Annotated in this window: 17 protein-coding genes, 1 tRNA gene and 1 other RNA gene; 8 read left to right on the top strand and 11 right to left on the bottom strand. The window is 69.9% G+C overall.

Annotation, left to right across the window (positions count from 1 at the left end; translation table 11 throughout):
* Positions 1 to 69: 69 nt before the first annotated feature.
* Both FK256_RS08125 and FK256_RS08120 read right to left on the bottom strand, forming a co-directional pair.
* Positions 70 to 1149, bottom strand: coding sequence for an aspartate-semialdehyde dehydrogenase (locus FK256_RS08125; RefSeq protein WP_021606494.1), 1080 nt, complete (start codon positions 1147 to 1149; stop codon positions 70 to 72).
* A complete protein-coding gene (locus FK256_RS08120; RefSeq protein ID WP_021606495.1) occupies positions 1146 to 2684 on the bottom strand; it encodes an aspartate kinase in 1539 nt (512 codons plus the stop codon). Before FK256_RS08120 ends, FK256_RS08125 begins: the two co-directional genes overlap by 4 nt.
* A gap of 473 nt (positions 2685 to 3157) precedes the next feature.
* Between FK256_RS08120 and FK256_RS08115 the strand changes: the two genes are divergently transcribed.
* The 3 genes from FK256_RS08115 (at position 3158) to FK256_RS08105 (ending at position 6713) form a co-directional block, all read left to right on the top strand.
* On the top strand, positions 3158 to 4582 hold the full coding sequence (locus tag FK256_RS08115; RefSeq protein WP_141424402.1) for an ATP-binding protein: 1425 nt from the start codon (positions 3158 to 3160) through the stop codon (positions 4580 to 4582).
* 113 nt (positions 4583 to 4695) lie between these two features.
* Positions 4696 to 5637 carry an ABC transporter ATP-binding protein gene (locus FK256_RS08110; RefSeq protein ID WP_141424401.1) on the top strand — a complete coding sequence of 314 codons (942 nt, stop codon included), beginning with the start codon at positions 4696 to 4698 and terminating at the stop codon, positions 5635 to 5637.
* Complete coding sequence (locus FK256_RS08105; protein ID WP_141424400.1) at positions 5634 to 6713, top strand: ABC transporter permease; 1080 nt, start codon at positions 5634 to 5636, stop codon at positions 6711 to 6713. The genes FK256_RS08110 and FK256_RS08105 overlap by 4 nt, the downstream gene beginning before the upstream one ends.
* A gap of 94 nt (positions 6714 to 6807) precedes the next feature.
* Here FK256_RS08105 and FK256_RS08100 read toward each other — a convergent pair whose 3' ends face one another.
* From FK256_RS08100 to ffs, 5 genes are all read right to left on the bottom strand, one after another.
* On the bottom strand, positions 6808 to 7575 hold the full coding sequence (locus FK256_RS08100) for an ABC transporter permease (RefSeq protein WP_141424399.1): 768 nt from the start codon (positions 7573 to 7575) through the stop codon (positions 6808 to 6810).
* Positions 7576 to 7639: 64 nt separating this feature from the next.
* Entirely contained in the window at positions 7640 to 8548 is a 909-nt protein-coding gene (locus FK256_RS08095; protein ID WP_021606500.1) for an ABC transporter ATP-binding protein, read from the bottom strand.
* A 207-nt stretch (positions 8549 to 8755) separates the two neighbouring features.
* The gene (gene recR, locus FK256_RS08090; RefSeq protein WP_009234497.1) at positions 8756 to 9364 is read right to left on the bottom strand and encodes a recombination mediator RecR; all 609 of its coding nucleotides are present in this window, start codon (positions 9362 to 9364) and stop codon (positions 8756 to 8758) included.
* Between the two features lies 1 nt (position 9365).
* Positions 9366 to 13067 (bottom strand): DNA polymerase III subunit gamma and tau, encoded by a 3702-nt coding sequence (locus tag FK256_RS14615; protein WP_141424398.1) that lies wholly within the window; start codon positions 13065 to 13067, stop codon positions 9366 to 9368.
* A 261-nt stretch (positions 13068 to 13328) separates the two neighbouring features.
* Positions 13329 to 13423: signal recognition particle sRNA small type (gene ffs / locus FK256_RS08080), an RNA gene on the bottom strand.
* A 253-nt stretch (positions 13424 to 13676) separates the two neighbouring features.
* Here ffs and FK256_RS08075 point away from each other — a divergent pair.
* Both FK256_RS08075 and FK256_RS08070 read left to right on the top strand, forming a co-directional pair.
* Positions 13677 to 13764 (top strand) — tRNA-Ser (locus tag FK256_RS08075).
* Positions 13765 to 14454: 690 nt separating this feature from the next.
* Positions 14455 to 14928, top strand: coding sequence for a septum formation family protein (locus tag FK256_RS08070; RefSeq protein WP_009234502.1), 474 nt, complete (start codon positions 14455 to 14457; stop codon positions 14926 to 14928).
* An 18-nt stretch (positions 14929 to 14946) separates the two neighbouring features.
* Here the strand turns inward: FK256_RS08070 and FK256_RS08065 are convergent, their stop codons facing one another.
* Positions 14947 to 20109 carry an acyl-CoA dehydratase activase-related protein gene (locus FK256_RS08065; RefSeq protein WP_141424418.1) on the bottom strand — a complete coding sequence of 1721 codons (5163 nt, stop codon included), beginning with the start codon at positions 20107 to 20109 and terminating at the stop codon, positions 14947 to 14949.
* Positions 20110 to 20587: 478 nt separating this feature from the next.
* On the opposite strand from FK256_RS08065, the gene FK256_RS08060 reads away from it, so the two are divergent.
* On the top strand, positions 20588 to 21298 hold the full coding sequence (locus FK256_RS08060; RefSeq protein WP_141424397.1) for a TetR/AcrR family transcriptional regulator: 711 nt from the start codon (positions 20588 to 20590) through the stop codon (positions 21296 to 21298).
* Positions 21299 to 21418: 120 nt separating this feature from the next.
* Here the strand turns inward: FK256_RS08060 and FK256_RS08055 are convergent, their stop codons facing one another.
* On the bottom strand, positions 21419 to 21964 hold the full coding sequence (locus FK256_RS08055; protein ID WP_009234506.1) for a hypothetical protein: 546 nt from the start codon (positions 21962 to 21964) through the stop codon (positions 21419 to 21421).
* Between the two features lie 112 nt (positions 21965 to 22076).
* Positions 22077 to 23141: a hypothetical protein gene (locus tag FK256_RS08050; RefSeq protein WP_141424396.1), complete on the bottom strand. Its 1065-nt coding sequence runs from the start codon at positions 23139 to 23141 to the stop codon at positions 22077 to 22079.
* A 404-nt stretch (positions 23142 to 23545) separates the two neighbouring features.
* On the opposite strand from FK256_RS08050, the gene FK256_RS08045 reads away from it, so the two are divergent.
* Both FK256_RS08045 and FK256_RS08040 read left to right on the top strand, forming a co-directional pair.
* Positions 23546 to 23884 carry a type II toxin-antitoxin system VapB family antitoxin gene (locus FK256_RS08045; protein WP_141424395.1) on the top strand — a complete coding sequence of 113 codons (339 nt, stop codon included), beginning with the start codon at positions 23546 to 23548 and terminating at the stop codon, positions 23882 to 23884.
* 142 nt (positions 23885 to 24026) lie between these two features.
* On the top strand, positions 24027 to 24611 hold the full coding sequence (locus FK256_RS08040; protein ID WP_009234509.1) for a LytR C-terminal domain-containing protein: 585 nt from the start codon (positions 24027 to 24029) through the stop codon (positions 24609 to 24611).
* Between the two features lie 53 nt (positions 24612 to 24664).
* Here the strand turns inward: FK256_RS08040 and FK256_RS08035 are convergent, their stop codons facing one another.
* Positions 24665 to 26110: a uracil-xanthine permease family protein gene (locus tag FK256_RS08035; protein WP_141424394.1), complete on the bottom strand. Its 1446-nt coding sequence runs from the start codon at positions 26108 to 26110 to the stop codon at positions 24665 to 24667.
* Positions 26111 to 26312 lie beyond the last annotated feature (202 nt).

The following is a 26312-nucleotide window of genomic DNA, read 5'->3' as shown; positions in this document are numbered from 1 at the left end:
CGCGTAGCCCTACCGAAAAACAGTCGCCCTACGCGAGAAATGCCCGGCTCAGCGGAGAAGAAGACCCAGTCAGCCCCGGATCTCGGCGGCCACCAGCTCGGCGAGCTCGACGGCGTTGAGGGCCGCGCCCTTGCGCAGGTTGTCCCCGACGGCGAAGAACTGCAGGCCGTGGCCCGGTGCGAAGGCCTGGTCGGCGCGCAGACGCCCCACGAAGGTGCCGTCGCGGCCGGCGCCCTTGAGGGGGCTGGGCACGTCCTGGTAGGTGACGCCGGGCGCCGCCTCCAGCAGCTCGCGGGCGCGCTCGACGCTGATCTCGCGGGCGAACTCGGCGTTGATGCTGAGCCCGTGGCCGGAGAACACCGGGATGCGCACGCAGGTGCCGGAGACCAGCAGGTCCGGAATCTCCAGGATCTTGCGCGACTCGTTGCGCAGCTTTTGCTCCTCATCGGTCTCACCGGAGCCGTCGCCGGCGTCATTCCCGGCCCAGGCCACGGCGTTGAAGGCGATGGTGTCGACGTAGACCTCCGGCGCGGGGAACTCGACGGCCCGCCCGTCCAGGGCCAGGCCCTCCATGTCCTCGTTCACGACGGCGCGCACCTGCCCGGCCAGCTCGGCCACCCCGGCCCGCCCGGAGCCGGAGACGGCCTGGTAGGTCGAAACGATGAGGCGAACGAGCCCGGCTTCCTCATGCAGCACCTTGAGGGCGGGCATGGCCGCCATGGTGGTGCAGTTGGGGTTGGCGATGATGCCCTTGGGGCGCTCGCGCAGGGCGTGCGGGTTGACCTCGCTGACCACGAGCGGCACCTCGGGGTCCTTCCGCCAGGCCGAGGAGTTGTCGACGACGACGGCCCCGGCCGCGGCGAAGCGGGGGGCGTGCTCGCGCGAGGCGGCGCCCCCGGCGGAGAAGATGGCGACGTCGATGCCGGTCAGGTCGGCGGTGGCGACGTCCTCGACCTCAACACGGGCGCCACGGAAATCCACGACGGTCCCGGCGCTGCGGGCCGAGGAGAAGAAGCGCACCGAACGAGCCGGGAAGTCGCGCTCGGCCAGCATGGCGCGCATGACGCGGCCGACCTGGCCGGTGGCCCCCACGACGGCGACGGCGACGCCGTCGGCCACTCCGGTGTAGGTGTTCACGGGTTTGCTCATCGTCCGGTCCCTCCGTAGACGACCGCCTCGGCGGCCTGGGCGTCGAGGCCGAAGGCAGAGTGGACGGCGCGCACGGCCTCGTCGAGTGCGGCGTCGTCGACCACTACCGAGATGCGGATCTCGGAGGTGGAGATCATGTGAATGTTGACCCCGGCCTCGCTCAGGGCGCCGAACAGGCGCGCCGAGACCCCCGGGTTGGAGCGCATCCCGGCCCCCACCAGGGACAGGATGCCGATGTCGGGGTTGAAGTGCAGGCTGCGGAAGCCCAGCTCCTCGCGGGCGGACTCCAGGGCGGCGCGAGCGGTGGCGGAGTCGCCGGAGGGGCATGTGAAGGAGATGTTGGTCAGGCCCGTGCCCTCAGCGGAGACGTCCTGGACGATCATGTCGATGTTGGCGTCGGTACCGGCCACGATCGCGAAGATGCGGGCGGCGGCGCCGGGGACGTCGGGCACGCCCACGAGCGTGATCTTGTCCTGGCTGCGGTCATGGGCGATTCCGGAGATGACGGGGGCTTCCACGTGGTCCTCCTTGGCGGACGGGCGGGGGCGGGCCTGGGCCCGCGCGGCGATGGCGTTGCGGTGCGCGGTGTCGACGGCGGCGGCCGAGGGCCCGTCGTCGAGTCCGGCGGGGTTTGAGGGCGGGGCAGCGGCGGCGGGAGAGTTCCCCTGACTCGCCGAGCTCGCGGGAGTGACGGCGCTGGCCGGGGAAGCGGGGGTCGCAGGACTGCCCGGCGTCGCGATATCGGCAGCGACGACGTCGTCGAGCTGGGTAGCCACGACCGAGGGCACGAAGGCGCCCTGCCGGCGGCCGTCGTAAATCCAGGTTCCCGTCTTGTCGGAGAAGGAGGAGCGCACGTGCAGAGGAACCCCGAAGCGGCGGGCGTACTCCACCGCGCGCAGGTGGAGGATCTTGGCGCCGTGGGCGGCCAGTTCCAGGGTCTCCTCGCTGGAGAGGGACTCGATGCGCTTGGCGGTGGGAACGATGCGGGGGTCGGCGGTGAACAGGCCGTCGACGTCGGTGTAGATCTCGCAGACGTCGGCGTTGAGGGCGGCGGCCAGGGCGACCGCGGTGGTGTCGGAGCCGCCGCGCCCCAGGGTGGTGGTGTCCTCGACCTCGTTGATGCCCTGGAAGCCGGCGACGATGGCGACCGCGCCGGTCTGGATGGAGCGGGCCACGCGCTCGGGCAGCACCCCGACGATGGAGGCCTTGCCGTACTTGGAGTCGGTGAGGACCCCGGCCTGGGCGCCGGTGTAGGCGCGGGCAGGCACGCCGAGCTCGCCGACGGCCATGGCGAGCAGGGCCATGGAGATGCGCTCACCGGCGGACAGCAGGATGTCCATCTCACGGGCAGGGGCGTCACTCGTCAGGGCAGCGGCCTGGTCAAGGAGCTCGTCGGTCGTGTCCCCCATCGCGGAGACGACGACGACGACCGTGTTACCGGCCTTGCGGGTGGCGACGATGCGCCGGGCGACGCGTCGCATCGCGTCGACGTCGCTGACGGACGAGCCTCCGTACTTCTGGACGACCAGTGCCATATGGGCGCTCCTCAGGTCCTGGAATCAGTGCGTGTCTACCATCAGGTAGTCCGCGCCGGTGCGGGCGTCCTGGCAGGAGCCTCCGGGATCTGGAGCCGTCGCCGCGCGGCGCCCACGACGACGTGGCTGGGGCAAGCATACGGGCCCCTTGTGTTGCCGGCATATCACGTGGCTCTGAGATCACAGCGCCGGTGGACCACGCGAGGGGCGGGTGGACCCGAGAGCCGCCCCCCCCACTCGCATCTACTCTAAAATGTTGAGAGTAGCGACTCGATGTTGTAGAACGCTGGAACCACGAGGAAAGCCTCGCCTTGAACGGCGCTACTGCCAACCTACTCGAACGCTACTTGAACACTACTCGAAGCTCTCTCACGGGCCCCGCCGCACGCCCTTCACGCGCGAGTCGACCCCAAAGCGCCTCCTCGAAGCCGACACCCCACTCTTACGTACTCTAAAAATGTTAGAGTAGATCCGTGAGCCACGACGACATCGATGCGCTACTCAACCTCCCCATCAACGAGCGCGGTGAGCAACTGGCTCGGATGCCGGAGAACCAGTGGTTCGAACGCAAATCTATCCGTGTCGATCAGAAGAACTTCGCCAAGGCCATCATCGGAATGGCGAACGCAGAAGGAGGAACCGTCGTCGTCGGCTTGAGCGAGAAGCGGGTCGAGGGGACCGACTCCACCCCCTCTCAAACCAACACGCTTCGCCGGGTACCGATGACCATGGTGGCTCCACCACTGCGCGTCCACTTCCGGGAGGTCTCGGTGATGAACGACGATGGCGCGCAAGACCACCTTCTCGTCGCCCAGGTGCCTCCCAGCCGACACGCACACCGGCGCAGTGACGGAACAGCCTTCCTGCGCATGGGCGACTCCACCGTGAAGCTTGACGGCCCGATGTGGGAAGAGCTTGTCTACGACCGGGAGGCGGAGACGTATGAGGCCCAGCCCGCCGGCATCACGATGGCCGACCTGAGCGGAGAGGCAATCGATCGACTACGAGTGGAGATCGGCGCACGCGGAGATGACATCCACGTCTTACGCAGCCGCAGCCTCCTGACACATGACAGCAAGCCCACCATCGCCGCGCTCCTGCTTTTCGGCACCGCTCCCGAGCAGCTTCTGCCGCAGGCACTGGTGCGCGTCCTACGATACCGAGAGGACGAGACAGGCACCGGAGCGCGCCAAACTATGGAGGCCGACGGCGATCGACGCCTCGAGGGCACCATCCCAAACGTCATCGTCAGAGCGGCTACGCTCATAGACCAGTGGGCCCCCAAGCGCAGGGCCCTGAAGAATGAGGGGACCTTCGGCCCCACGGACATCATCCCTCGGGACGCCTGGCTGGAGGCCGTGGTTAACGCCGTCGTCCACCGCTCTTACTCAATGGCTGGGGACCACATCCGCGTGTCGATCTTCCCCCACCGCATCGAGGTTTCCAGCCCGGGCCGTTTTCCCGGACTGAGCGATCCGAGTCGCCCGCTCGAGATCGCGCGATACGCACGCAACCCGCGTATCGCGAGGGTGTGCGCGGACCTCGGGATCACACAGGAGCTCGGCGAAGGCATTCGGCGCATGGTTGACGACATGCGCCGGGCCGGTCTCTCGGACCCTCACTATCGTCAGACCTCAACCAGCGTCATCGTGAGACTGGATGCCACATCGGCTATCTCGAGCGACGTCATCGAGAGACTGCCTCAGGGCTCACTCGAGATCGTCGCGCTCCTGCGAAGCACCGGACCATTGGGCACGGGAGAGATCGCGTCGGGCGTCAACGCATCCCGCCCTACGGTCCTGCGGTGGCTCAAGAGACTGCGCGACGAGGGACTGGTGGAGCGAAGAGGGCAGTCACCGCGTGACCCGCGGGCCACATGGTGCGTGCCCGGTACCTGATCCCCCACCGCACGCCCTTCACGCGCGAGTCGACCCCAAAGCGCCTCCCACCACCGTCGACTATGGGTACCTCTCCCCGACCACCGCGGCCCACGACGCAGTAGCCTGCCCCTATGAGCATTGAAGTCTCTCAGCTCACCCGTTTCTTTGGCCGGGCGCCCGCGGTGCGCCGGCTGGACATGTCGGTGCCGGGCGGCGCCATCACGGGCCTGGTCGGTCCCAACGGTGCCGGCAAGACCACCCTGCTGCTCATGCTGGCGGCCCTCCTGGCCCCGGACTCCGGAACGATCCGCGTCGCCGGCCTGGACCCGATCACCCAGTCGCGCGAGGTCCACCGCGCCGTGGGCTGGATGCCCGACGCCTTCGGCACCTGGGACTCCCTGACCTGCACCGAAATCCTCCTGACCTTCGCCGCCGCCCAGGAGATGGATGCCGACGCCGCCCGCACCCGCGCCGTCGACATGCTCACCCTGGTCCACCTCGACGAGCTGGCGCGCACGCCAGCCCGGGTCCTCTCCCGGGGCCAGAAGCAGCGTCTGGGCCTGGCCCGCGCCCTCATCCACGACCCCAAGGTCCTGCTCCTGGACGAGCCAGCCGCGGGCATGGACCCGCGCTCGCGCGCCGACCTGCGCGTCCTGCTGCGAGACCTGGCCTCGGACGGCACCACTGTCCTGCTCTCCAGCCACATCCTGTCGGAGATGGAGGAGATGGTCGACGGCGTCGTCTTCATGTCCCACGGAACCACCGTCCCCTCGCCGTTGGACCCGGTTCCGGTCGGCGCGCAGGCCGATGACGCCACTCACCCAGTTCCGGTGCGCCGGACCTGGCGGATGCGGGCCCTGGATTCCGGGCACCTGAACGACTGGGCGGGCTCCGAGCAGCTGCCGGTCACGCCTGAGGAGGACGGGAGCATGCGTCTCCCCGTCGCCGACGACGCCGCGGCGGCCCGCCTGCTGCGCGAGGCCGTCGAGGCCGGGGTGGAGGTCGTCTCCTTCGCCCCTCTGTCCGGAACCCTGGAGGAGACCTATCTGGCCCTGGAAGGAGAACGCCGATGACTTGGACGGGCGTACGCACCATCATGGTGCTCGAGCTGCGCCAACGGGTGAGAGCCACGCGCTGGCGCGTCATGCTGGGGATCTGGCTGGCCGTCCTCATCCTGCTGTGCGGCGGACTAACGATCGCTCTACTAGAGACCACGGGCGCTCCCCCCAAGGATTACCTCGTCTCCCTCTACGACCTCGTCGTCTGCTTCGTGCTGGGGATCGGGCTCATCGTCGCCCCCACCCTGTCGGCGACGTCGATCAACGGCGACCGAGCCGACGCGACCCTGGCACTACTGCAGGCCACCGCTTTGCGCAGCCAGGAGATCGTCGTCGGCAAGCTGCTGGCGGCCTGGGGCGCGGCGATCGCCTTCCTGGGCGTGGCTGCGCCCTTCCTTCTCATCCTGACGATCGCGGGCGGATCGCACTGGCAGGCGCTCCTGGCTCACCTGGTCATCCTCGGCGTCACCCTGGGGGCGGTGTGCGCGATCGGCCTGGGGTTCTCGAGCCTGACAGCGCGCCCTTCGGCCTCCGCAGTACTGACCTACATCGTGATGGCCGCCCTGACCGTCGGGACGCCCCTGGCCACAACCATCGCCTCCTCCTTGGTAACCGGCAAGCAGACCGTAGTGACCTACGAGGTGGACTACACGAACTCGACCGATGACAAGCTCGTGTGCCGACCGGACCCCGATGTTGAGACTCGGGAGGTCACCCGCACCAACCGGATCTGGTGGATGCTGGCCCCCAACCCCTTCGTCGCCCTGGGGGACGCCACCGCTCATGCGCCGATTCAGCCCGCCTTGGACCACCACTCCGTGGGCAACTCCCTCCTGACGAGTACCGGGCTGGGAGTCGACTCGATGCGCGATCCCAAACCCGATCGAGTCATCCACAACTACTGCGAGGGGGACAGCTTCTACGACGACCCGTTCGGCTCGTCCACCACGGACTCTAGGACGAAGCACCTGGTCTTCTGGCCCGCGAGCCTCGTGGCACTCGCGGCCCTGGGGGCCGGCGGAGTGGTCGTGGCCGGCAGACGCCTGCGCGTCCCAGCCGGCAAACTGCCACGCGGCGTGCGTCTGGCTTAACCACCCCCATCGAGCCGGGCATTCTTCGCGTAGCCCTACCGTTTTTCCGCCCGGCTACGTGAAACTTGCCCGGCTCGGCGTGAGGTGAGCGACGTCAAGCCGTCTTCCACCGGAACAGCCGCGCCCCCAACAGGCCGCAGACCACCGTCATGCCGACGAGCACCGCGAGCGCCGTCCCATAATCCGCCCAGGACCGGCCGGACCACATCCCCTGGACGAGGTCGACCAGGTAGTAGAAGGGCGAGTAGCGGGCCACGCGCTGGACGCCCTGCGGGATCTGGCTCTGGGGGACGAAGGCCCCGGAGGTCATCATGATGACGATGAACAATCCGTTCCCGATCCCGGTGGCGGCGCGGGAGGAGGGGTAGAGGGCGGCCAGCGTGTAGCCCAGCGCCAGGAAGGCCACCAGCCCGAGGGCGGCGGCGGCCAGGACCGCCACCGGGTTGCCCTGGAGCCTCACCCCGAAGCCGAACGCTCCCACCAGCAGCGCCAGGACGATGCCCACCAGGCTGATGAGGAAGTTGACGGTCAGGTCGGCCGCCACGAAGACCCGCGGGCTCAGCGGCGTGGCCCGCAGGCGGGTCAGGGCCCCGCTCTCGCGCAGCTGGAGTTGGCTGGTGGGCAGGATGATGATGCCAGTCATACCCACCACGAGACAGGCGCAGGCGGGCAGAGTGGCGTCCATGAAGCCGCGGCCCCCGAACTGGGGGTTGGGGTCGTTGCCGAAGAGCACGCCGAGGATCGCCACCAGCAGCGGGGCGAGGACAAGGGTGAAGAACAGTCCGACGGGCTCGCGCAGGGTCGAGCGGGTCAGCATGACGAGCAGGGTTGTAAAAGTTCGGCGGGTGCGCGTAGTCGGCATGGTCGTGTCTCTTCTCAGCGCTCGGTTTGTCGGTAGGCGATTGCTCGGTCGGGGCCCCAGCCGGTCAGGCTTCTCTCAGGGCCCGTCCGGTGAGGTTGAGGAAGACCTCCTCCAGGCCCGGCGAGTGGGTCTCCATGTCTTGCACGACGACGTCGGCCTGCGCCAGGTGGGATAGGACCGCCTGGGCGAAAGCGCCCGTGCCGCCGACGACGGTGACGGCACCGTCGGTTCGTACGGAGGTGACGCCCTCGACGTCGGACAGCGTCCTGGGCGCCGGAGCGCCGAGCCTGAGCCGTAGCGAGGCCTGGCCGCCGTGGGCCGCGATGAGGGCGGGGATCGTGTCGAGGGCGATGACGCGTCCGTGGTCGATGACGGCGACCCTGTCGCACAGGGCCTCGGCCTCCTCCATGTAGTGGGTGGTCAGGACCACCGTCTTGCCGCGCTCGCGGATGTCGCGCACGACGTCCCACATGGCCAGGCGCGCCTGGGGGTCGAGTGCGGTGGTCAACTCGTCGAGGAAGAGCAGCTCGGGATCGTGGACGAGGGCCAGGGCGATGAAGACGCGCTGGCGCTCCCCACCGGAGAGCCGGGCGACGTCGGTCTTCTCCTTAGATGCGATGCCGAGGCGCGCCAGCAGCGGCCGCCAGGGCACGGACTGGTCGTAGAAGGAGGAGAAGAGCTCAAGAGCCTCGCCGACTCGCAGCCGGGGCAGGAGCGCAGCCTGCTGGAGCTGGATTCCGGTGCGACGGGCGAGCTCGGCGGCATCCTTGACGGGGTGCAGCCCCAGGACGGAGATCTCTCCGGAGGTGGGTTCGTCGAGGCCCTCGATGCTGGACAGCAGCGTGGTCTTGCCGGCGCCGTTGGGGCCGATGATGCCGAAAATCTCGCCGTCGGCGACCTGAAGGCTGACGTCGTCGACGGCGGTGAGGTCGCCGAAGCGGCGGGTGACGTGAGTGCAGGTGACGGCGTTCATCAGGGCTCCTGGATGATGTGTCCGTAGAGGTGGATCACCTCAGCGGGAGGGCTCCGTGCACCCTCGCACCCACCATGGTCGCACTGGGCAACTAGTTATACAAGTTTTACCCATCGCGCTGATCGATTTCCTCTTCCTCTCTCAGTCTCCCCGCCGCCCGGCTGCGCGAAATACGCCTGGCTCGGCGAAAGGGGGCGGAAGGAGTCTTCAGTCCTCGACCCGGCGCCGGCCCTCGAAGGCCCGCCCGAGGGTGACCTCATCGGCGTACTCCAGATCGGCACCCACGGGCAGGCCGGAGGCGAGGCGGGAGACGGGCACGGCCATGGTGCGCAGCATGCGGGTGAGGTAGGCGGCGGTCGCCTCGCCGACGACGTCAGGATCGGTGGCCAGGATGACCTCCTCGACCTCGCCGGCCCCCAGGCGGCTGAAGAGCTCGCGCACGCGCAGGTCATCGGGGCCGACACCGCTGATGGGGTCGATGGCGCCGCCGAGCACGTGGTAGAGCCCCCGATACTCGCGGGTGCGCTCAATGGCGACGACGTCCTTGGGCTCCTCGACGACGCAGATGACGCGCTGGTCGCGGCGGGGGTCGCGGCAGATGGCGCACTGGGGGGCCTCGGCGATGTTGCCGCAGGTCTCGCAGAAGCGGACCCGGGCCTTGACGGCGCGCAGGGCCTCGATGAGGCGCTCGACGGCGGCCGAGTCCGCGGCGAGCACGTGGAAGGCCATGCGCTGGGCGGACTTGGGGCCGATGCCGGGCAGCTCGCCGAACTCATCGATGAGGTCCTGGACGGCGCCTTCGTAGACGGCGGGCATGTCAGCGTCCTTCCTGAGTCACGGTGACCTCTTCGATGACTTGTGCGCCGAGGATCCGTTTGACGACCTCGATGCCGACGACGCCGGCGTCCTCGGCATCGGGATCGTCCTCACTGGGGGTGTCGTCGGCCAGGGAGTCGGCGCTGGTCTCCTGCGCGGCGGCGCGGGCGGCGGCCATGGCGGCAGCCAGCCGTGAGCCCGCAATGCCCGACGGCGCCCAGGTGGCATCGTCCTCGCGAGCGGCGCTCGAGGCGCCGGGCTCCTCGGGCGCCGGACCCGGGCTGAAGGGGCTCGACTCCGTCCCCTCCCAGGTGACGGGCGCCAGTCCGGGAGAACCGGCGGTGGCGTCGGGTGCGCCGGGCGCACTGCCGGCGGCCGGCGGCTGCGGGGATGACTGGGGGGAGGGAGACTGCTGGAAGGACTGGGGAGCGGTTGCGGACGATGCGGCCCCGCCGGGAATCTCCGGCAGGGCGCGCAGACGGTGGACGGTGGCCAGGGGCGCCTCGTCGGGCGCCTGCGCGGCAGGAGCGGAACGGGACTGCGCCGGCGACGTCGAGGAGGTGACCGGTGAGGCCGGAGTCGGGACCGGCGCGGATGAGGACCGGGGGGCGTAGGAGCTGGACTGTGCGCCATCCTGAAGGCCGGCGGGGACGGAGGCGTCCGGAGCATGCGGGGAAGACGACTCGGGGTCGGGCATCGCGGGCGCTCCCGAAGGGGGAGAGCCAACGGGTGGTGGGGACGACGACCCGGAGGACGGCGCGGCCTGGGCAGCAACGGTGTCGCCGCCGGGGACGGCGACCGGCCCCCATCCGTCGTCCGCGCCGGCGCCGTCGGAGGCGGGAGCGGATGCCGTGCCGCCACCTGGGATCGCGACGGGCCCCCACCCGTCATCGGAATCCGAGGGCGCTGCAGGGAGCGAGGCCGTCGGGAGCGCATGGGCGGCGGGCGCCGCCGGGGGCACTGCGGGAGAAGAGGTGGAGGAAGCCGGGGAGACGGCCTGAAACTCAGACGGCCCGGGACCGTGCTGCGCCTCAGACGACTGGGACGTGGCTGCTCCGGCGCGCGCACCGGGCGCTGGAGCGGAAAGCGGTCCGGCGGGCTCGACGGGGTCGGCGTATCCGGGGTCCCCGGCGTAGGGATCGCCGACCCACTCGTCCTCGGCCGGGGGCTCGAAGATCGGCGAACCGTCGTCCCAGGTGGTGGAGACGGGCTTGTGCGCCTCGGGACGGTCGGCCGGCTCGACGTCGGTCGGCCGTGCTGGTGCAGCAGCGGGCGACTGTGCCGCTGGGCCCTGGGCGGGCCGATCGGCGTCGGCAGCACTGCCACGGGCGGTGTCATCGCCGGTTCGATCGCGGATGTCGGGCGCACCGGCCTCGTTCCCCCTGCTGGGGGCGGGGCCGGGTTCCATCGAGTCGTGGGCGTAACTAGTGCTGGGGGCGCTGAGGCCGGGCGCCTCGTCACCGTGAGCGACGGGGTCGACGGCGCTCGTCTGAGGAGGGGCGCCGGACGGGCCCGCGGATGGACCGGCGCCGTAGAAGCCCTGCGGCCCTCTATCGCCGCTGCGGCCGGTACCGCCCGCGGCACTTCCTCCAACCGGACCACCAGGACCGGCGGCACGGTGGGAGTCGCCGCCAGGTCCGCCCGATCCGCCGGGTCCGCCCGATCCGCCGGGACCATTGCCGTCGTCGCCGGCGACGATGGCGTGCACTTCCAGGCGCAGGCCGAGGGCCTGATGGAGGGCCGCGGAGAAGATGGGGCCGTGTCCGCCGTTCTCGAAGGCTCCCACGAGGCCGGGCGCGGTGAACAGCAGGGTGAAGACGCCCCCGGAGACGGTGCCCGGCCGGGAGTTAGGGCCGACCAGTGCCCAGGTCGCGCGCCGCGAGCGCTTGGCCGCCTCGAGGACCTCCTCCCAGCGGGTGCGGATCATCTCCGCGTCGGCCGCCTCGGCCCCACCCTGGCCGGTCGCGCCGGAAGCACTCGCGCCCCCGTGAGCCCCGGGTGCCGCAGGCGCGCTCGGAGCAGCCGGGGCGCCGGCCGGTCTGGTGTCTGAGGGCTGTTCAGTCGGGCGTTGGCGTGGCGTCGCCGCAGCCGAGGGCGCGGAAGGACCCGGTGAGGCGGAGGTCGAGGAGGTGGTGGAGACGGTCCCGCGGGGCGAGCCGTCATCGTTCGGGACGTCCCGGTCAACGCCGGGGCTGGCCTGTGTGACCGACGCCGAGCCCGCTGCCGGAGCCGATGCGGACGTCGGCGCCGGAGAATCCGCCGGAGCGCCGCCGGGTTCGTCCCATCCGCCTGCGCTCGTGGCTCGCCCCCATCCGGCGTCTGGCTGCGGAGTCCGGGGGGCGGACGCCGGGCCGCCGGCTCCCCCTGGCTCCGCAGCGTTCCCGGGTTGCGGGACTCCGCGCCGCCCGGCGGCGTCTGCGGAGGCCCGCCGGGCGATCTGGGCGGCCATCTCGCGTCCGGAACCAGAGGGCATGATGCCGCCAGACGCACTGCCGGGGGCGCCGTCGCCCGCACCGCCGGGGGCGGGCGACGGCGCCGGACCGGCACCCCCGGCCTGCCCGACCGGGGCTTGCGCTCTCCCAGCATCACCGGCCTGAGCACCGCCGGCCGGGATGAGCAGGCGGGCCACGAGCAGCTCGAGCTGGAGGCGGGGGGAGGTGGCGCCGACCATGGCGGTCAGGGCCTGGGCGGTGGTGTCGGCGGCGCGGGAGAGGGCGGCGGCCCCCATGGTGCGGGCCTGGAGGTCCATGCGCTCGAGCTCATCGACCGGCAGGGAGCCGAGCGCCGCGCCGGCCTCGGAGCCGGCTAGGGCGATGACGAGGAGGTCGCGCAGCCGGGCCAGCAGGTCCTCCACAAACCGGCGTGGGTCGTGCCCGGAGGAGACGACCCGGTCGACGACCCGGAAGACGCCGGCACCGTCAGCGGCGGCGATCGCGTCGACGCACTGGTCGAGCATGGTGGTGTCGGTGTAGCCCAGCAGGGCGACGGCCCGCTGGTAGTCGACGCCGCCATCGTGCGCCCCACCGATGAGCTGGTCCATGACGGAGAGGGTGTCGCGCACGGAGCCGCCGCCGGCGCGCACCACGAGGGGGAAGACGCCGGGGCCGATCTCGACGCCCTCGGCCCGGCACAGCTGGGCCAGGTAGCCCTCGAGGACGTCGGGCGGGACGAGGCGGAAGGGGTAGTGGTGGGTGCGCGACCGGATGGTGCCGATGACCTTCTCCGGCTCGGTGGTTGCGAAGATGAACTTCACGTGCGCGGGTGGCTCCTCGACGAGTTTGAGCAGCGCGTTGAAGCCCTGGGCGGTGACCATGTGGGCTTCGTCGAGGATGAAGATCTTGTAGCGGTCTCGGGCCGGGGCGAAGGCGGCGCGCTCGCGCAGGTCGCGGGCGTCGTCGACGCCGTTGTGGCTGGCGGCGTCGATTTCGACGACGTCGAGGCTGCCGGGGCCGCCGGTGGCCAGGTCCCGGCAGGATGGACAGGTGCCGCAGGGCGTGTCGGTGGGGGCCTGGGCGCAGTTGAGGCAGCGGGCCAGGATGCGCGCCGACGTCGTCTTGCCGCAGCCGCGGGGGCCGGAGAAGAGGTAGGCGTGGGTGACGCGGTCGGCCCGCAGCGCCGCCATGAGCGGAGCGGTGACGTGGTCCTGCCCGATGACCTCCTGGAAGGCGTCGGGGCGGTAGCGGCGGTACAGAGCGGTGGTCACGGGCCGAGCCTAATCGGCCGGGCCGACCCCGTGCGAGGCGCCGGGCGAGTCGGGTGCCATCTGGCACGATGGGAGAGCCGGCGCATCGTCAGCTGGAGAAACGGAGGAACCATGTCTGTCACCGGGGCCCTCATCGCCCGCAACGCCGCCTACTCGGCCGAAGTCCTCTCCAGGGGAGGTCTGGCGGAGGTCGACGGCGCCGAGGCCTGATCCCCCTCCGGCAAACGGGCGCAGCAGGCCGCCCTCTTCACCGCCCGGGCACGTAAGGACCCCTCGCGCACCCGCCAGAGCCTGCTTACCCTTGCTACCTTCCGGTCCTGGGGGATTCGCTGGATGACGCCGCACGAGGGGCCGAGCGAGAGACTACCCGATCCGGCCCCCGGTTGCGAACCACCCCCACCGCCCCCCGCCCGAGGTCGAGGACGCGCCGCAGGGCTCGAGGACTGTCCCGGCAGGTGCGTCCCCGAGGCCTGCGGTGCGTCCACGCGGGGCCGATGCGGCGAGACCGGCCCCGCGTGACAGATCCCACCGCCCCGGGCTGGCCCCGGGGATGGGCGGTCCGATATATTCCTTTCTCGTTGCACGCGGTCGTCGCCGTGTGGAGCACCTGGAGGATTCGCCTAGTGGCCTATGGCGCACGCTTGGAAAGCGTGTTGGGTGCAAGCCCTCGGGGGTTCGAATCCCCCATCCTCCGCCACCACCCCGGAATCTTCGTGATTCCGGGGTTTTGTCGTGGCACGAGGAGAATCCCCAAACGCTCGACGACGATGAACTCATCAAGAGCAGCCTCGGGCACCGGCGGATCGTGCACGTCGATGGCGGGACCGCCCGTCGAACACCGAGCGGCGCAACGGCTACCTCGAGTCGATGGAGAAGCACGATCTGGAACAGGAGGCGGTCGTCGTCCCCGGGGGCCTTGAACAGTCCCACTGGGATCTCTCCCCATCGACGAGGCCGAGCCGCTCCTGCCACGGTTAACCCATGCGCGCAGAATCTCGTCCCTCATCGCACTCGCCGCCGCGCTCCTGCTCGCCCCAGTCGGTCCGGCCGGGAACAGGGCGACCGCATCATCTGCATGCTTCATCCGGGACGCGATTAACAACCTATTGAACAAATCCGCCAGAAACTCCTAGTCTGTCTCCGTTGAGCAGGACACCGGCCACCATCCCGTAGGTGGACCGTCGTCTGGGAAGAACAACTTCGCCCTTCTCACGCCTTACATCAACCGTCCTGCCCCCATTCCGGCCGGGTGGCGACTCTCCGTCTCTCCGTCTCAGGTCGCCACCCGGTCCTTATCCCAGGTATTTTCAGCCCATTCCCCGCACGTGGTCAGGCTCCCGCAGAAAACCGTCACAATCCCGAGTTTCCTACTGTTACGGTTCGGTATATGCGCACCCTGACCACGCTCCTCGCTCTGCCCGTGTCCGCCGTCCTCGTCATGGGACTGTCCTCCTGCAGCCTGTTCTCCTCGGGCACCTCCACCGCCACCAAGGACCTCAAGGTCGGGGATTGCTACAACACCGTGAGCGACAAGGCCGGCGGGAACAACCCGGTCGGCGAAGTCACCGTGGTCGACTGCGCCAAGACCCACACCTACGAAGTCGTCGCCCAGACCACCTTCCCCGACGACGTCGACAAGCTCCCCAACGAGGGCGCCGTCAAGTCCCTGGGCGAGGGCTTCTGCCAGGGAGAGGACTTCACCAAGTACGTGGGGGTCGAGGCCGGCAAGTCCAGCTATCAGATCGAGTACCTCTCCCCCAGCGAAGACACCTGGGCCAAGGGAGACCGGCACGTCACCTGTGTGGTCGCCCAGGGAGACAAGTCGGAGGTCAAGGGCTCGGCCAAGGACTCCAAGAAGTAGTCCTCACACCGGTCGTCCTCAGCGGGCCCGAGCGCGCTGAGGACGGCGCCGTGCCTCGGCGGTGTCCGGGGACGACGGCGTACCATCGGGCACCGGTCCGAGTCCCGCCAGCAGCTCTTCCACGCTCTCGCAGGCCTGCTGCTCGTCTCCGGCCGCTGCGGCGCCGAGGCCGCCCTCCGATCCGGGCGCCCCGCGCTCGGAATCGGCCTGTGCCATGAGGGCGGTGGAGATCATGAGCTTAATGCGGTTGAGCTGGTTGACTTCGCTGGCGCCGGGGTCGTAGTCGATGGCGACGATGTTGGCCTGGGGGTAGCGGCGTCGGACCTCGCGGAACATGCCCTTGCCCACGACGTGGTTGGGCAGGCAGGCGAAGGGCTGGCAGCACACGATGTTAGGCACGCCGTGCTCGATGAGCTCGATCATCTCGCCGGTGAGCAGCCAGCCCTCACCGGCCTGGTTGCCCAGGGAGAGCACCTTCGAGGCCTTGCGGGCCAGCTCGGCCGTGGAGACCTCGACGTCGAAGGTGCCGCCGGCGGCGCGCAGAGCGGCGCGGGCCGGTGCCTGGAGCTGTTCGATGAACCACACGGCCGCCTTCTTCTTGGCCACGGACTCCCTGCCGATGCCGTAGGTGTCTGCCTCCCACTGGGCGGTTGCCAGCCCGGACAGGAAGAAGGGCAGGAGGCCGGGGACGACGGCCTCGCAGCCCTCGGCCTCGATGACGTCGACGACGTGGTTGTTGGCGTCGGGCTGGAACTTCACCAGGATCTCGCCGACGACGCCGACGCGCGGGCGCCGAGGCTCGTCGCGGCGGGGCAGGTCGTTGAACTCGCGGACCATCTCGCGCAGGAGGCGGCGGTAGCCGATGCGCCCGCCCCAGGTGGCCGAGCGGCCCCGGTGCTCGAAGTACTCGGCGATGATGCGGTCCCAGCGCTCGACGAGCTTCTGGGTGGCGCCTTCGACCACCTCGTAGGGGCGCACCCGCAGCAGGCAGGTGTTGAGGGTGTCTCCGATGATGATGCCCTGGAGCATCTTCAGGCCCATGGTGGCGGTCAGCTCGAATCCGGGGTTGGACTCGATGCCCTGCAGGGAGATGGCCACGACCGGCACCTGCGGGTAGCCGGCCTCGCGCAGGCCCTTGCGCAGCATGGCGGCGTAGTTGGTGGCCCGGCAGATGCCGCCGGTCTGGGAGATGGCCACGACGCAGGAGTCGGGGTCGTGGCTGCCGTCGGTGAAGGCGCCGATGAGCTGGCCGATGACCATGATGGCGGGGAAGCAGGCGTCGTTGTTGACGTAGCGCAGCCCCACCTCGAGGTCATCGCGGGTGGCGGACTGAAGCAGCTCGACCTTGTAGCCCAGGCGCCGCATGAGCGGCTCCAGGGGCCGGAAGTGCACAGGGCTCATCTGGGGCATGAGGATGGTGTGGGTGGCGCGCATGGCCTCGGTGAAGACCGGGCCGGCGGCCCCCGGCAGCTCCCGCCCTCCGACGGCGAAGCCCGTCTCGCGCGGCCCGGCCGCCTTCTCAGTCTTCTCAGCGCCCTTCCGCGCCGGCCGGTCGGCGGCCATAGCAGAGGGCTCATCGGCGGGGACTGTCGTATCGATCTCGACGGCGTCGTCGGCAGAGCCGTCGGCCTCGTCGGCGGCTTCCTCAGCGTGAGCCGCCTTCTCCGCGGCACGGGCCTCGGAGGCGGCGGCCAGGGAGCGCAGGCGGATGGTGGCGGCGCCGAGGTTGGAGACCTCGTCGATCTTGAGGCTCGTGTAGACCCCTCCGGCGGATTCCAGGATCTCCTGGACCTGGTCGGTGGTCAGGGCATCGACCCCGCAGCCGAAGGAGTTGAGCTGGACGAGCTCGAGGTCGTCGCGGGCGGTGACGAGCTCGGCGGCCTGGTAGAGGCGCGAGTGGTAGGCCCACTGGTCGCGCACCCGCAGGCGCCCGGTGACGTCCTCGGTGGCCACGGACTTGGGCATGGGCAGGCCGACGCCGGTGACGTCGGACCAGTCGGCGGGCGCCTGCGGGTCGGGGCGGAGCTCGTCCACCCGGCGGCGCATTGCGGCCACGGCCCGGCTGAGTGCCCCGGTGGCGACGGCGTGCTCGGCGCCGTCCCCGGGGTCGGGGGCCTCGTCCGTGCCGGGTGACGAGCCGGCCTGGCGGGCGATGGCGGCCCAGTCGGTCTTCTTGGGCTTCTTGGGCCTGGCCGGTCTGGCGGGGCGCCCTCCCGGCTCGGCCTCCCCGGGCCTGCTGGCCTTGCCGGCGTCCCCGGTCTCCTCGGATTTCCCGGCCTGCCCAGTGGCCTCGGCAGTGTCGGCGGCTGCGGCGTCGGGCTCGGGTAGGAGGGAGTCCTCGGACAGGACGGCCAGGCCCAGGGTGTTGATGACGTCGGGGATGCCGTGGTTGATCTCGGGGTCGATGTGGTAGGGCCGCCCGGCCAGGACGATTCCCTTGCGGCCGTTGTCTTCCATCCACTTCAGGGCGCGGCGGCCCTCGGCGCGCACGTCGGCCTTGAAGGCGGCGTCCTCGGCGAAGCCCGCGGCCACGGCCCGGCGGGCCTCGGGCAGGGTGACGTCCCAGTCGGCGAAGACCTCGACGAGCCGCTCGGCGAGCGTCGCGGGGTCGGCCAGGTTGAGGAAGGGGGAGAGCATCCGAACGCCCGAGCCCCCGGGACCCGTGCCCCCCTCGGCGCCGTCGGGTCCTTCCTGCTGCCCATCGCGCACGGCCTCGACGTTGTTGCGGATGACCTCGGGGTAGGTGGCCACGATCGGGCAGTTGAAGTGGTCGGCGGCGCCCTTGACCAGCTCGCGCTCGTAGAAGACGCAGGGGAACCAGATCGTCTTGATGTCCTTGGCGATGAGGGCCTCGATGTGCCCGTGGGCGAGCTTGGCCGGGTAGCAGACGTTCTCCGAGGGGATCGTATCCATGCCGGACTCGAAGAGCTCATGGTTGGAGCGCCCCGAGATCATGACGCGGAAGCCCAGCGAGGTGAGCACCGTGAACCACAGGGGGTAGTTCTCGTACATGCCCAGCACTCTGGGAATGCCGATATCCCCGCGCGTGGCCGCACCCTCCCGCAGGCGCCGGTAGGAGAAAGCCCGCTTGTACTTGTAGTCGTAGAGGTTGGGCAGATCGGACTTGGTGGCGCGCCGCTCCTGGGTGGCGCCCCGCTCACAGCGGTTGCCGGAGATGTGGCGCTGACCGTCGTTGAAGGTGGTGATGGTCAGCTGGCAATGGTTCTGGCACAGCTTGCAGGTAGCGGTCTCGGTGGTCAGGCTGAAACGGGAGAGCTCGCCCAGGCTCATGAGACCGGAGGGCACGCCGTCGTAGGAGGCCCGGGCGCTCAGGGCCGCGCCGAAGCAGCCCATAAGCCCGGCGATGTCAGGGCGCACCACCTCCCGGCCGGTGAGCAGCTCGAAGGCCCGCAGAACCGCGTCATTGAGGAAGGTGCCGCCCTGGACCGAAACCCGCTCGCCGAGCTGGTCGGCGTCCTTGAGCTTGATGACCTTGTACAGGGCGTTGCGCACCACCGAATAGGACAGGCCCGCGCTGATCTCCCCCACGGTGGCCGACTCGCGCTGGGCCTGCTTGACCGAGGAGTTCATGAACACCGTGCAGCGGCTGCCCAGGTCCACCGGGCGCTCGGCGTGCAGCGCGGCCTCGGCGAACTCCCCGATCTTCAGCCCCATCGACTGGGCGAAGGTCTGCAGGAAGGAGCCGCAGCCGGCCGAACAGGCCTCGTTGACGCTGATGGAGTCGATCGCGTCGCCCTTGATGCGCAGGTACTTCATGTCCTGGCCGCCGATGTCGATGACCGAGGTGACCCCGGGGTTGAGATAGGCCGCCGCCCGGTAGTGCGCCATCGTCTCGACCACGCCCTCGTCGATGCGCAGCGCCGCCTTGACCAGGGACTCCCCGTAACCGGTGACGCAGGAGCGCACGATCCGCACACCATCGGGCATCTCGCGGTGGATGCGGCGCAGGATCTCCACGGCGGCCGTCACCGGGTCGCCCTCGTTGCCAGCGTAGTGCTCCCACACGATCCGCCCGCGCCCGTCCAGGACGACGGCCTTGATCGTCGTCGAGCCGGCATCGATCCCCAGGAAGCAGTCGCCTTCCCCGTGCTCTGCGGCCCCGCTCGTCCCCGGCGCCGACGACGCACCGGGGGCCTCATCGTCGAGCTCGTCATCCTGGCCGCCCGGCTCTTTCTCCGCAGGCCCGTCGGGAACCGGCCAGTGGGCCCGCTCGATGTGCGCGCGGGCGTGACGCTCGCGGAAGGCCTCCAGCTCGGCGACGTCCTTGAACAGCGGGCGCATCCGGGAGGTGCCCAGGGACAGGGCCTTGCGGGTGGACAGACGGGTGGACAGCTCCGAGATCGGCGTCGGCTCTCCCGAGGAGAGCAGGGCGGCGCCAATGGCGACGTAGAGCTGGGCGTTGTCGGGGCAGGTGAAGGAGTCGACCTGGTCCGCCAGGGTGCGCTCGAAGGCGGCGCGCAGCTGGGGCAGGAAGTGCAGCGGCCCGCCCAGGAACATGACGTGGCCGCGGATGGGGCGCCCGCAGGCCAGGCCCGCGATGGTCTGGGTGACAACGGCCTGGAGGACGGAGGCAGCCAAGTCCTCCCCAGCGGCGCCCTGGTTGATGAGCGGTTGCAGGTCGGACTTGGCGAAAACGCCGCAGCGCGAGGCGATGGGGTAGAGCGTGGTGTAGCGCGAGGCCATATCGTCCAGGCCGGCGGCGTCGGTGTGGAGGAGCTGGGCCATCTGATCGATGAAGGCTCCGGTACCGCCCGCGCAGGTGCCGTTCATGCGCTGCTCGGGGGTGGGGTGGAGATAGGTGATCTTGGCGTCCTCACCACCGAGCTCGATGATGACGTCGGCCTGCGGGTCGCACACGCGCACGGTCTCGGTCTCGGCGATGACCTCCTGGACGAAGGGCAGGCCCATGAGGGTGGCCAGGGACAGCCCGGCGCTGCCGGTGACGGCCCCGCGCACGACGGCACCCGGATAGGCCCGGGCAACCTCCCCCAGCAGCCGGGTCAGCTCACCGCGCACGTCCGCGTTGTGACGACGGTACTCAGCGAACACGGGGGCCACCGGGGCCGACGACGCAGATGCCGCGCCTCCTGCCCGAGCCGCCACGGGCGTCTCGGGCAGGAGGACCAGCTTGATGGTGGTCGAGCCGATGTCCAGCCCCATCCGCAGAACCGTCGATGCCTCGGCGGGGCCGCCGCCCGGTGCAGGCCCCTCGGCGGGCGCACCGGTCTTAACGGACGTGTCGGGAGCGGGCCTCCGTGAGCTGGGGAGAGGAACGGACATGCTTCACCTCGACGAGTGCCTGTGCCGACTCCCTGAGAGACGGCGATGTCGGACGGAAACCAAGGTATCGAGGCAAGCCACCAGCCTCAACGCTGTTGAAATAGCTTCGGATCTCCGACTCCGCTCATGTCTCTTCTTGGCAGGATGCCGCCCAGAGACTCCCCCGGACACCCGTCGCCGTCGTCGAGAATCTGAACGATGTTGAATATCGCACCGATAGTCTTTCCTAAAAATGGGGCGACCGTCACACACTCCCGGGGACGCCACCCCCGACCAAGCACTGTGTTTTCCCGGCACTTCTCCGGTTTCTGCGGAGCTGGCAGTCCCGGACGACGGGGAGCGCCCGTAATCTCCTGGAGTGACCAGTAAAGCCGCCAACGCGCCGCAGCCGAGCGCCTCGCCCGAGGAGGAGACGCTCGAGAGCGCACGTTCTGGTCGCACGCGTCATCGGGGGCCGCGGCGTCACCCGGACCCCGGCAGCATGCAGCCGTCCTCCACACGGGAGGCGATTCTGACCGCGGCGCGCGAGTCGTTCCTGGCGCAGGGATACGAGGGAACAACGATCCGGGCGGTGGCTCGCACGGCCGGAGTGGACCCGGCGCTCGTGTCGTACTACTTCGGCTCCAAGGGAGACCTGTTCGGGGCGGCCGTCAACCTGCGGGTGAGAGCGAGCGAGGAGATTGCGGCCGCCGTCAGCGGGGACCTGCGCTCAGCCGGCCCCCGCTTGGTGCGGCTGTCGCTGACCGCCTGGGACGACGCCGCGGACGGGGCGACCTTCCGCACCCTGCTGCGGTGGATGGCCACGGACGTCAGCGCCCCGGAGGCGATCCAGACCTACGCGACCGAGCAGATCGCCGTCCCGATGGCCGAGGCCCTCAAGCAGTCGGGGCTGCCAGAGGTCTCGGCACGAGAGCGGGCCACCCTGGCCGGGTCCCAGCTGGTGGGGCTGGCCATGATCCGCTACGTTCTGCGCCTTGATCCAATCGCGAGCGCCAGTGTCGAGCACCTGGTGGAGGTCGTCGGGCCGACGATCCAGCACTACCTCACCGACCCATTGCGCCCCAGGTGAGTCGCCCCGCCACGTGAAGCGCGTGAAGAGACGACGACGTCAGCGCGCCACGCCGCCTGCCACGCGCATGGTGGCGCAGACCGTCATTCGGTCGCGGGAGCTGCGAGCGGTGGTCGCGGTCTAACGGGGCCGCAGGGCGAGGAGCCCCATCAGGCGCCGAGAACCCGCGCCCTCACCACTGCGCGAGTCCGCCTCAGAGACCTCCTCGATGCCGTCTGACTGGAGGTGCATCATCCAGGCGGGCAGTCGGACCGGGTCGCGGGGGAAGAGCCGCAGCTCCGCCTCGCAGTCGGACCGGGTGCACGGCGGGACGAGGTCGGGGCGGCGCTCGTAGTCGAAGTCGGCGGTGAGATCCTCACCCCGTGCACTGATCGACAGGAAGGCCCAGGTCCAGGCGGCGCCGTCGGCGCGGGTTGTTGAGACCCGCAAGGCGACGGCGTCGCGAACGAGTTCATCGGGGACGCCGCCCTCCACCCACTCGACTCGACGTAGGAGGCCGGTTCTACGCAGCACCCGGTTGGCACAGGCGACACGCTCACCCAGCGCCTCGATCTCCACGACCACCTCGAGCGAGTCGGTCCGACGCAGCCAGGCGGCCCATCGGCTCGCGATGCCGTCGAGGGCGCTCGCCCTGGACGTTTCCGGGTTCTTCGTCTGCTCGCCCACGCATACACCTCCTTGGTCTCGGCGGGCTCGTCCCCTGGAATCGGGCACATGCGTTCGCCCCGGCGGGCGAGCCGGGGCGAACAAGCGCGCGATCGGGTCTGACGAGACCCGGTCAGAAGACCTCGTACCGCGAGGAGTTGAGGAAGACTCCGTGGCCGGTCTCGGTGTTGCGGCAGGTCATGCCGGTCTCCTCGGAGCTGCACACCCAGGAGCCGAAGGTGACGGACTGGCCGTACTCGACCACCTGGGGCGAAGAGCCGGCACCGCGGAAGCCCTCATCAAGAGAGAACGCACCCTCGCTGCGGCCACTGATCTGAGGCGTCGCACCGCTGCTGAGGTCGAACCACCAGTTAGGCGAACCCATCGCGTTCTGGCCGAAGGTGGACTCGGTGCGGTAGGAAAACACACCACAACCGGCGTAGTGGGCGGACAGGTCACAGCCGATATTGCCCGACGGCGAGATGACCATGGCCGTCTTCTCCGAGACGAGGTTATCCGGGACGAAGGACGTGGCCTGGCCCGCCTGCGAGTCGGCAGGCGGTGCGGGCTCGGTGGGCGCAGGCGCAGGGGATGCCGTGTCGGTGTTGCCACCGGAGTTGTCAGCGGGCGCCTGAGTCGGCTGGGCGGGCGCGGGCGAAGCCTGGGGCTCAGGCGCTGAGGACTGCGCCGACTGGGCCGTCTCAGCCTGAGGCTCGCTGGAGCGGCTCGCATTGCCACTCGCCTCCGGATTCTTGGAGGCACCCTCGTTCTGCGTGCTCGGGTTGCTCGTCCCGCCCGGAGTCGCGGCCCTGCTCGCGCCGGCCCCGTTAGCGGAGGACTGCGCCCCGCTGGTGGCCGGGCGCGGTTCATTGGCGCGCGGGCTGGAGGGACGGGCAGCGGAACCCGAGGAGGGCTGCGGCCCGGACGACTCGCCGGCGCCCTTCCCGGTGGGGCTCGGGATGCGCGGCGAGGCGTGTCCCGACTTCTGTCCGGAGGTCGGCTTGGAGCCGGCCACCGACTGGGACTTGGCAGAGTTGGCAGAGTTAGCAGGGGACGACGAGGACGAGCCCGCGGTGCCCTGCTGATTGGCGTTGGAGGCACCACCTGACTGACAACCGGCCAAGAGCATGGCGGTCGAGGTGAGGACGACAAGGGACAGGGGGATAGTGAAGCCGCTTCGGCGGACCGCAATGGTCATGGCTGCGGCATCCTTTCGGTCGACGTCGGTGCAGCCAACACCGTACTAGAGCCCCGAAGAGGAGGGGAACAGTCAGGAAATTCAGGCATCACGCCCACTTCCGGCATCAGACGTCCCACCTTTCCAGCGAACCACTAGATTTCGTCGAGATAACGCCAATCACAACAAGATGAAGAGACAATCGTCCAGCAGACCACATTCCGGCAAGTGAGACAGATAACGGTTCGAAAACCCGTCCCGCAAGGGACCGCGCTCCCCGCGCACATCGCGGGCGAACGTCATGCACACGCGTTATTGCACGGCGGTCCGGAGCGCTCCCCGCGCACATCGCGGGCGAACGGGATGTTGGGCCGCCCACGGCGCTTTCGTGCGCCTCAAGCAGGTTCATTCACTAGGATGTTCTCGTGATCTTCAAGGCAGTGCGCGAGAGGCCCCCCTACCCCGACCACGGGGTCACCACTCAACGCGAGTGGGCCGTCATCGCGCCCCGACAGATCCGCCTGGCCGATCTCACCACCACCCGTGCGACCCTCGACCTGCGCAGCCTCCTGGATGACGACTCCACCTTCTACGGCGACCTGTTCGCCCACGTCGTCTCCTTCAGGGGGGACCTCTACCTGGAGACCGGGCTGCACCGGGCACTGCGCGCTGCCCTGCAGGGACGTACCGCGATCCACGCCCGCATCCTCGAGGTCACGGAGGACGGGACACCGAGGCTCGCCCCGGCGCCGCCGGCCTCCTGACGCTCGCTCGAGCCTCCGGATCCACGGCTCCAGCTCGGTCCCATGTCACATCGGGGCCGCCACCGCCCGGCGAGCGCCGTCGTCCATTACTCTGGTTTGCGTGAGTAGTCCCGCAGATCCGCGCACCGAGTACCGCCGGCACATGCAGCACCGCCAGGCCACCATCATCGGCTCCATCCTGGCCGTCATGATCATCGCGGTCGCCGTGAGCCTCCTGGTGTCGCTGGGCATTCTGCCCGCCCCCAACCCGGGATTCTCGCGCCCCAAGAGCACCGCCACCTACGTGCCGCAGCCATGTCCGCCCGACGGCGCCAAGACCGTGGACGTCACCACGCTCACTGTCAACGTCTACAACGGCTCCGAGTCGGTGGGTCTGGCGACCACGGTGCAGCAGGAGCTGCAGGAGGCCGGCCTGACCGTCGCCTCGGCGAGCGACTGGCCGGGGGGCATCTACGGCGGCGAGGCGCAGATCATGTCCTCCAAGGGCAGCCTGGCCAATGCCTACTCCCTGGCCCAGGTCTTCCCCAACTCCACCGTGCAGATTGACGACAGCCTGTCCGACGACGACCCGACGGTCTCGGTGGTCCTGGGCAAGGAGTACCTGCAGAACGCATTGAACGCCGACGAGATCAAGCTGCTGGGCTCCGACAAGCCCATCACCGCCCCCAGCGACTGCGTCCCGGCGGACAAGGCCTCTCCGGCGGCTAAGGCCACGAAGGAGAGCTGAGCCGGGACGCCATCGGGGAGGCGGGTCGGCGCCCCTTGAGCCACCGACCCCCGTCAATCCGTACCGCCATCGCCCTCGGGGCTCGACGCCGTCGAGCCCGCCGCCGGGGAGGCGGCCGAGGGCGCGTGGGCGGCACGACTGGAGTAGGCCGGGCCCTCCAGCTCGGTGCCGGCGGGGGCAGAGGCCGGGGAGGCCTGTTCCAGGTTGGTTCCGCGCACCTTCGAAATCCAGCGCATGGCGTGGTAGATGCCGATCGCGGCCACCGAACCGAGCGCAATGCCCTCGAAGGTCATGCCGCCCCAGGCCAGGGTGTAGTTGGCGATGGCCACCACCATGGACACGGCCGCCGTGTTGAGGTTGACGGGGTCTGAGAAGTCCACTCGGTTCTGCACCCAGATGCGCACCCCCAGCATGCCGATCATGCCGTAGAGGACCGTTGCGGCGCCGCCCAGGACGCCCGCCGGGATCGTCGCGATGATCTCGCCGAACTTCGGCAGCAGGGACAGGCCCAGGGCAGTCAGCGCCGCCACGACGTAGGCGGCGGTGGAGTAGACGCGGGTGGCGGCCATGACGCCGATGTTCTCCGCATAGGTGGTGGTGCCAGAACCGCCGCCGGCACCGGCGAGCACGGTGGACAGCCCATCGGCGAACAGGGCGCGTCCGGTGACGTCGTCGAGGTCCTCGCCGGTCATCGCAGAGACGGATTTGACGTGGCCGATGTTCTCGGCGACCAGGACGAGCACCACGGGGATGAACAGGCCCAGATAGCTGAGGTCAAATGCCGGGGGGTGGAAGTGGGGCAGGCCCAGGAGGGGGGCGTCGATCACCTTGTCGAACTGCACCTCGCCTCGCACCACGGCTGTGGCGTAGCCGATGAGCACTCCGATGAGGATCGCCAGGCGCCCGACGATCCCCTTGAACAGCACGGTGATGAGCAGGATCGACACGATGGTGACGACCGCCGTCACCGGAGCCTGCTTGACGTTGTTCCAGGCCGAGGGCGCCAGGTTGAAGCCGATGAGGGAGACGATCGCACCGGTGACGATCGGCGGCATGAGGCGGTCGATCCAACCGGCCCCCGCCAGATGGACGACGACGCCCACGAGCAGCAGGGACACTCCCGCCGCGATGATCCCGCCCTGGGCCAGGGAGGCCTTGTGGGGATCGATGGAGCCTCCGCCGTCGGCCATGTAGCCGGTCACCGCTCCTATGGGGGCGATGAGGGCGAAAGAGGAGCCCAGGTAGCTGGGCAGGCGCCCGGAGGTGATCCCCAGGAACAGAAGCGTGCCCGTGCCGGTGAAGAACAGCGTCGTCGCCGGGTCGAAGCCCGTCAGAAGCGGCACCAGGAAGGTTGCGCCGAACATGGCGACGACGTGCTGGATGCCGATGCCGATCGTGCGCGGCCAGGTGAGGCGCTCACCGGGGGCGACGACCTCGCCCGGGGCGATCGAACGACCATCGCCGTGAAGGCGCCAGCCGAGAGAAGGGGAAGAGGACACAGATGATCTCCTGCCTGAGCAAAAGGGGATTGATGGTGCCCCGTAGGAGAACTGCGTACGGCAGGCCCGCGGGACGCTCGGCAGGACCCGGCAGGCTCTGCCGGGGCTTCAGCATAGACCGTGGCCGGTAGCCGTGCCGGTCGGGCACTCCGAGGCGGGCCGCCGGCCGGCACCGGCGGCAACAGCGCCTCGTCCCTGCGCC

The sequence above is a fragment of the Actinomyces johnsonii genome (genome assembly GCF_006546835.1).
GTDB classification, from domain to species: Bacteria; Actinomycetota; Actinomycetes; order Actinomycetales; family Actinomycetaceae; genus Actinomyces; species Actinomyces johnsonii.
Note: the sequence above shows the minus strand (reverse complement) of the source record. Positions and strands in the feature narration are given on the sequence as shown.

Coding starts and splice junctions, on each gene's coding strand:
- FK256_RS08105 (WP_141424400.1), top strand. CDS start 5,634: ATGACTTGGACGGGCGTACGCACCATCATGGTGCTCGAGCTGCGCCAA.
- FK256_RS08070 (WP_009234502.1), top strand. CDS start 14,455: ATGCGCACCCTGACCACGCTCCTCGCTCTGCCCGTGTCCGCCGTCCTC.
- FK256_RS08110 (WP_141424401.1), top strand. CDS start 4,696: ATGAGCATTGAAGTCTCTCAGCTCACCCGTTTCTTTGGCCGGGCGCCC.
- FK256_RS08050 (WP_141424396.1), bottom strand. CDS start 23,141: ATGACCATTGCGGTCCGCCGAAGCGGCTTCACTATCCCCCTGTCCCTT.
- FK256_RS08065 (WP_141424418.1), bottom strand. CDS start 20,109: ATGGGGCTGGACATCGGCTCGACCACCATCAAGCTGGTCCTCCTGCCC.
- recR (WP_009234497.1), bottom strand. CDS start 9,364: ATGCCCGCCGTCTACGAAGGCGCCGTCCAGGACCTCATCGATGAGTTC.
- FK256_RS08100 (WP_141424399.1), bottom strand. CDS start 7,575: ATGCCGACTACGCGCACCCGCCGAACTTTTACAACCCTGCTCGTCATG.
- FK256_RS08125 (WP_021606494.1), bottom strand. CDS start 1,149: ATGAGCAAACCCGTGAACACCTACACCGGAGTGGCCGACGGCGTCGCC.
- FK256_RS08095 (WP_021606500.1), bottom strand. CDS start 8,548: ATGAACGCCGTCACCTGCACTCACGTCACCCGCCGCTTCGGCGACCTC.
- FK256_RS08040 (WP_009234509.1), top strand. CDS start 24,027: ATGCAGCACCGCCAGGCCACCATCATCGGCTCCATCCTGGCCGTCATG.
- FK256_RS08120 (WP_021606495.1), bottom strand. CDS start 2,684: ATGGCACTGGTCGTCCAGAAGTACGGAGGCTCGTCCGTCAGCGACGTC.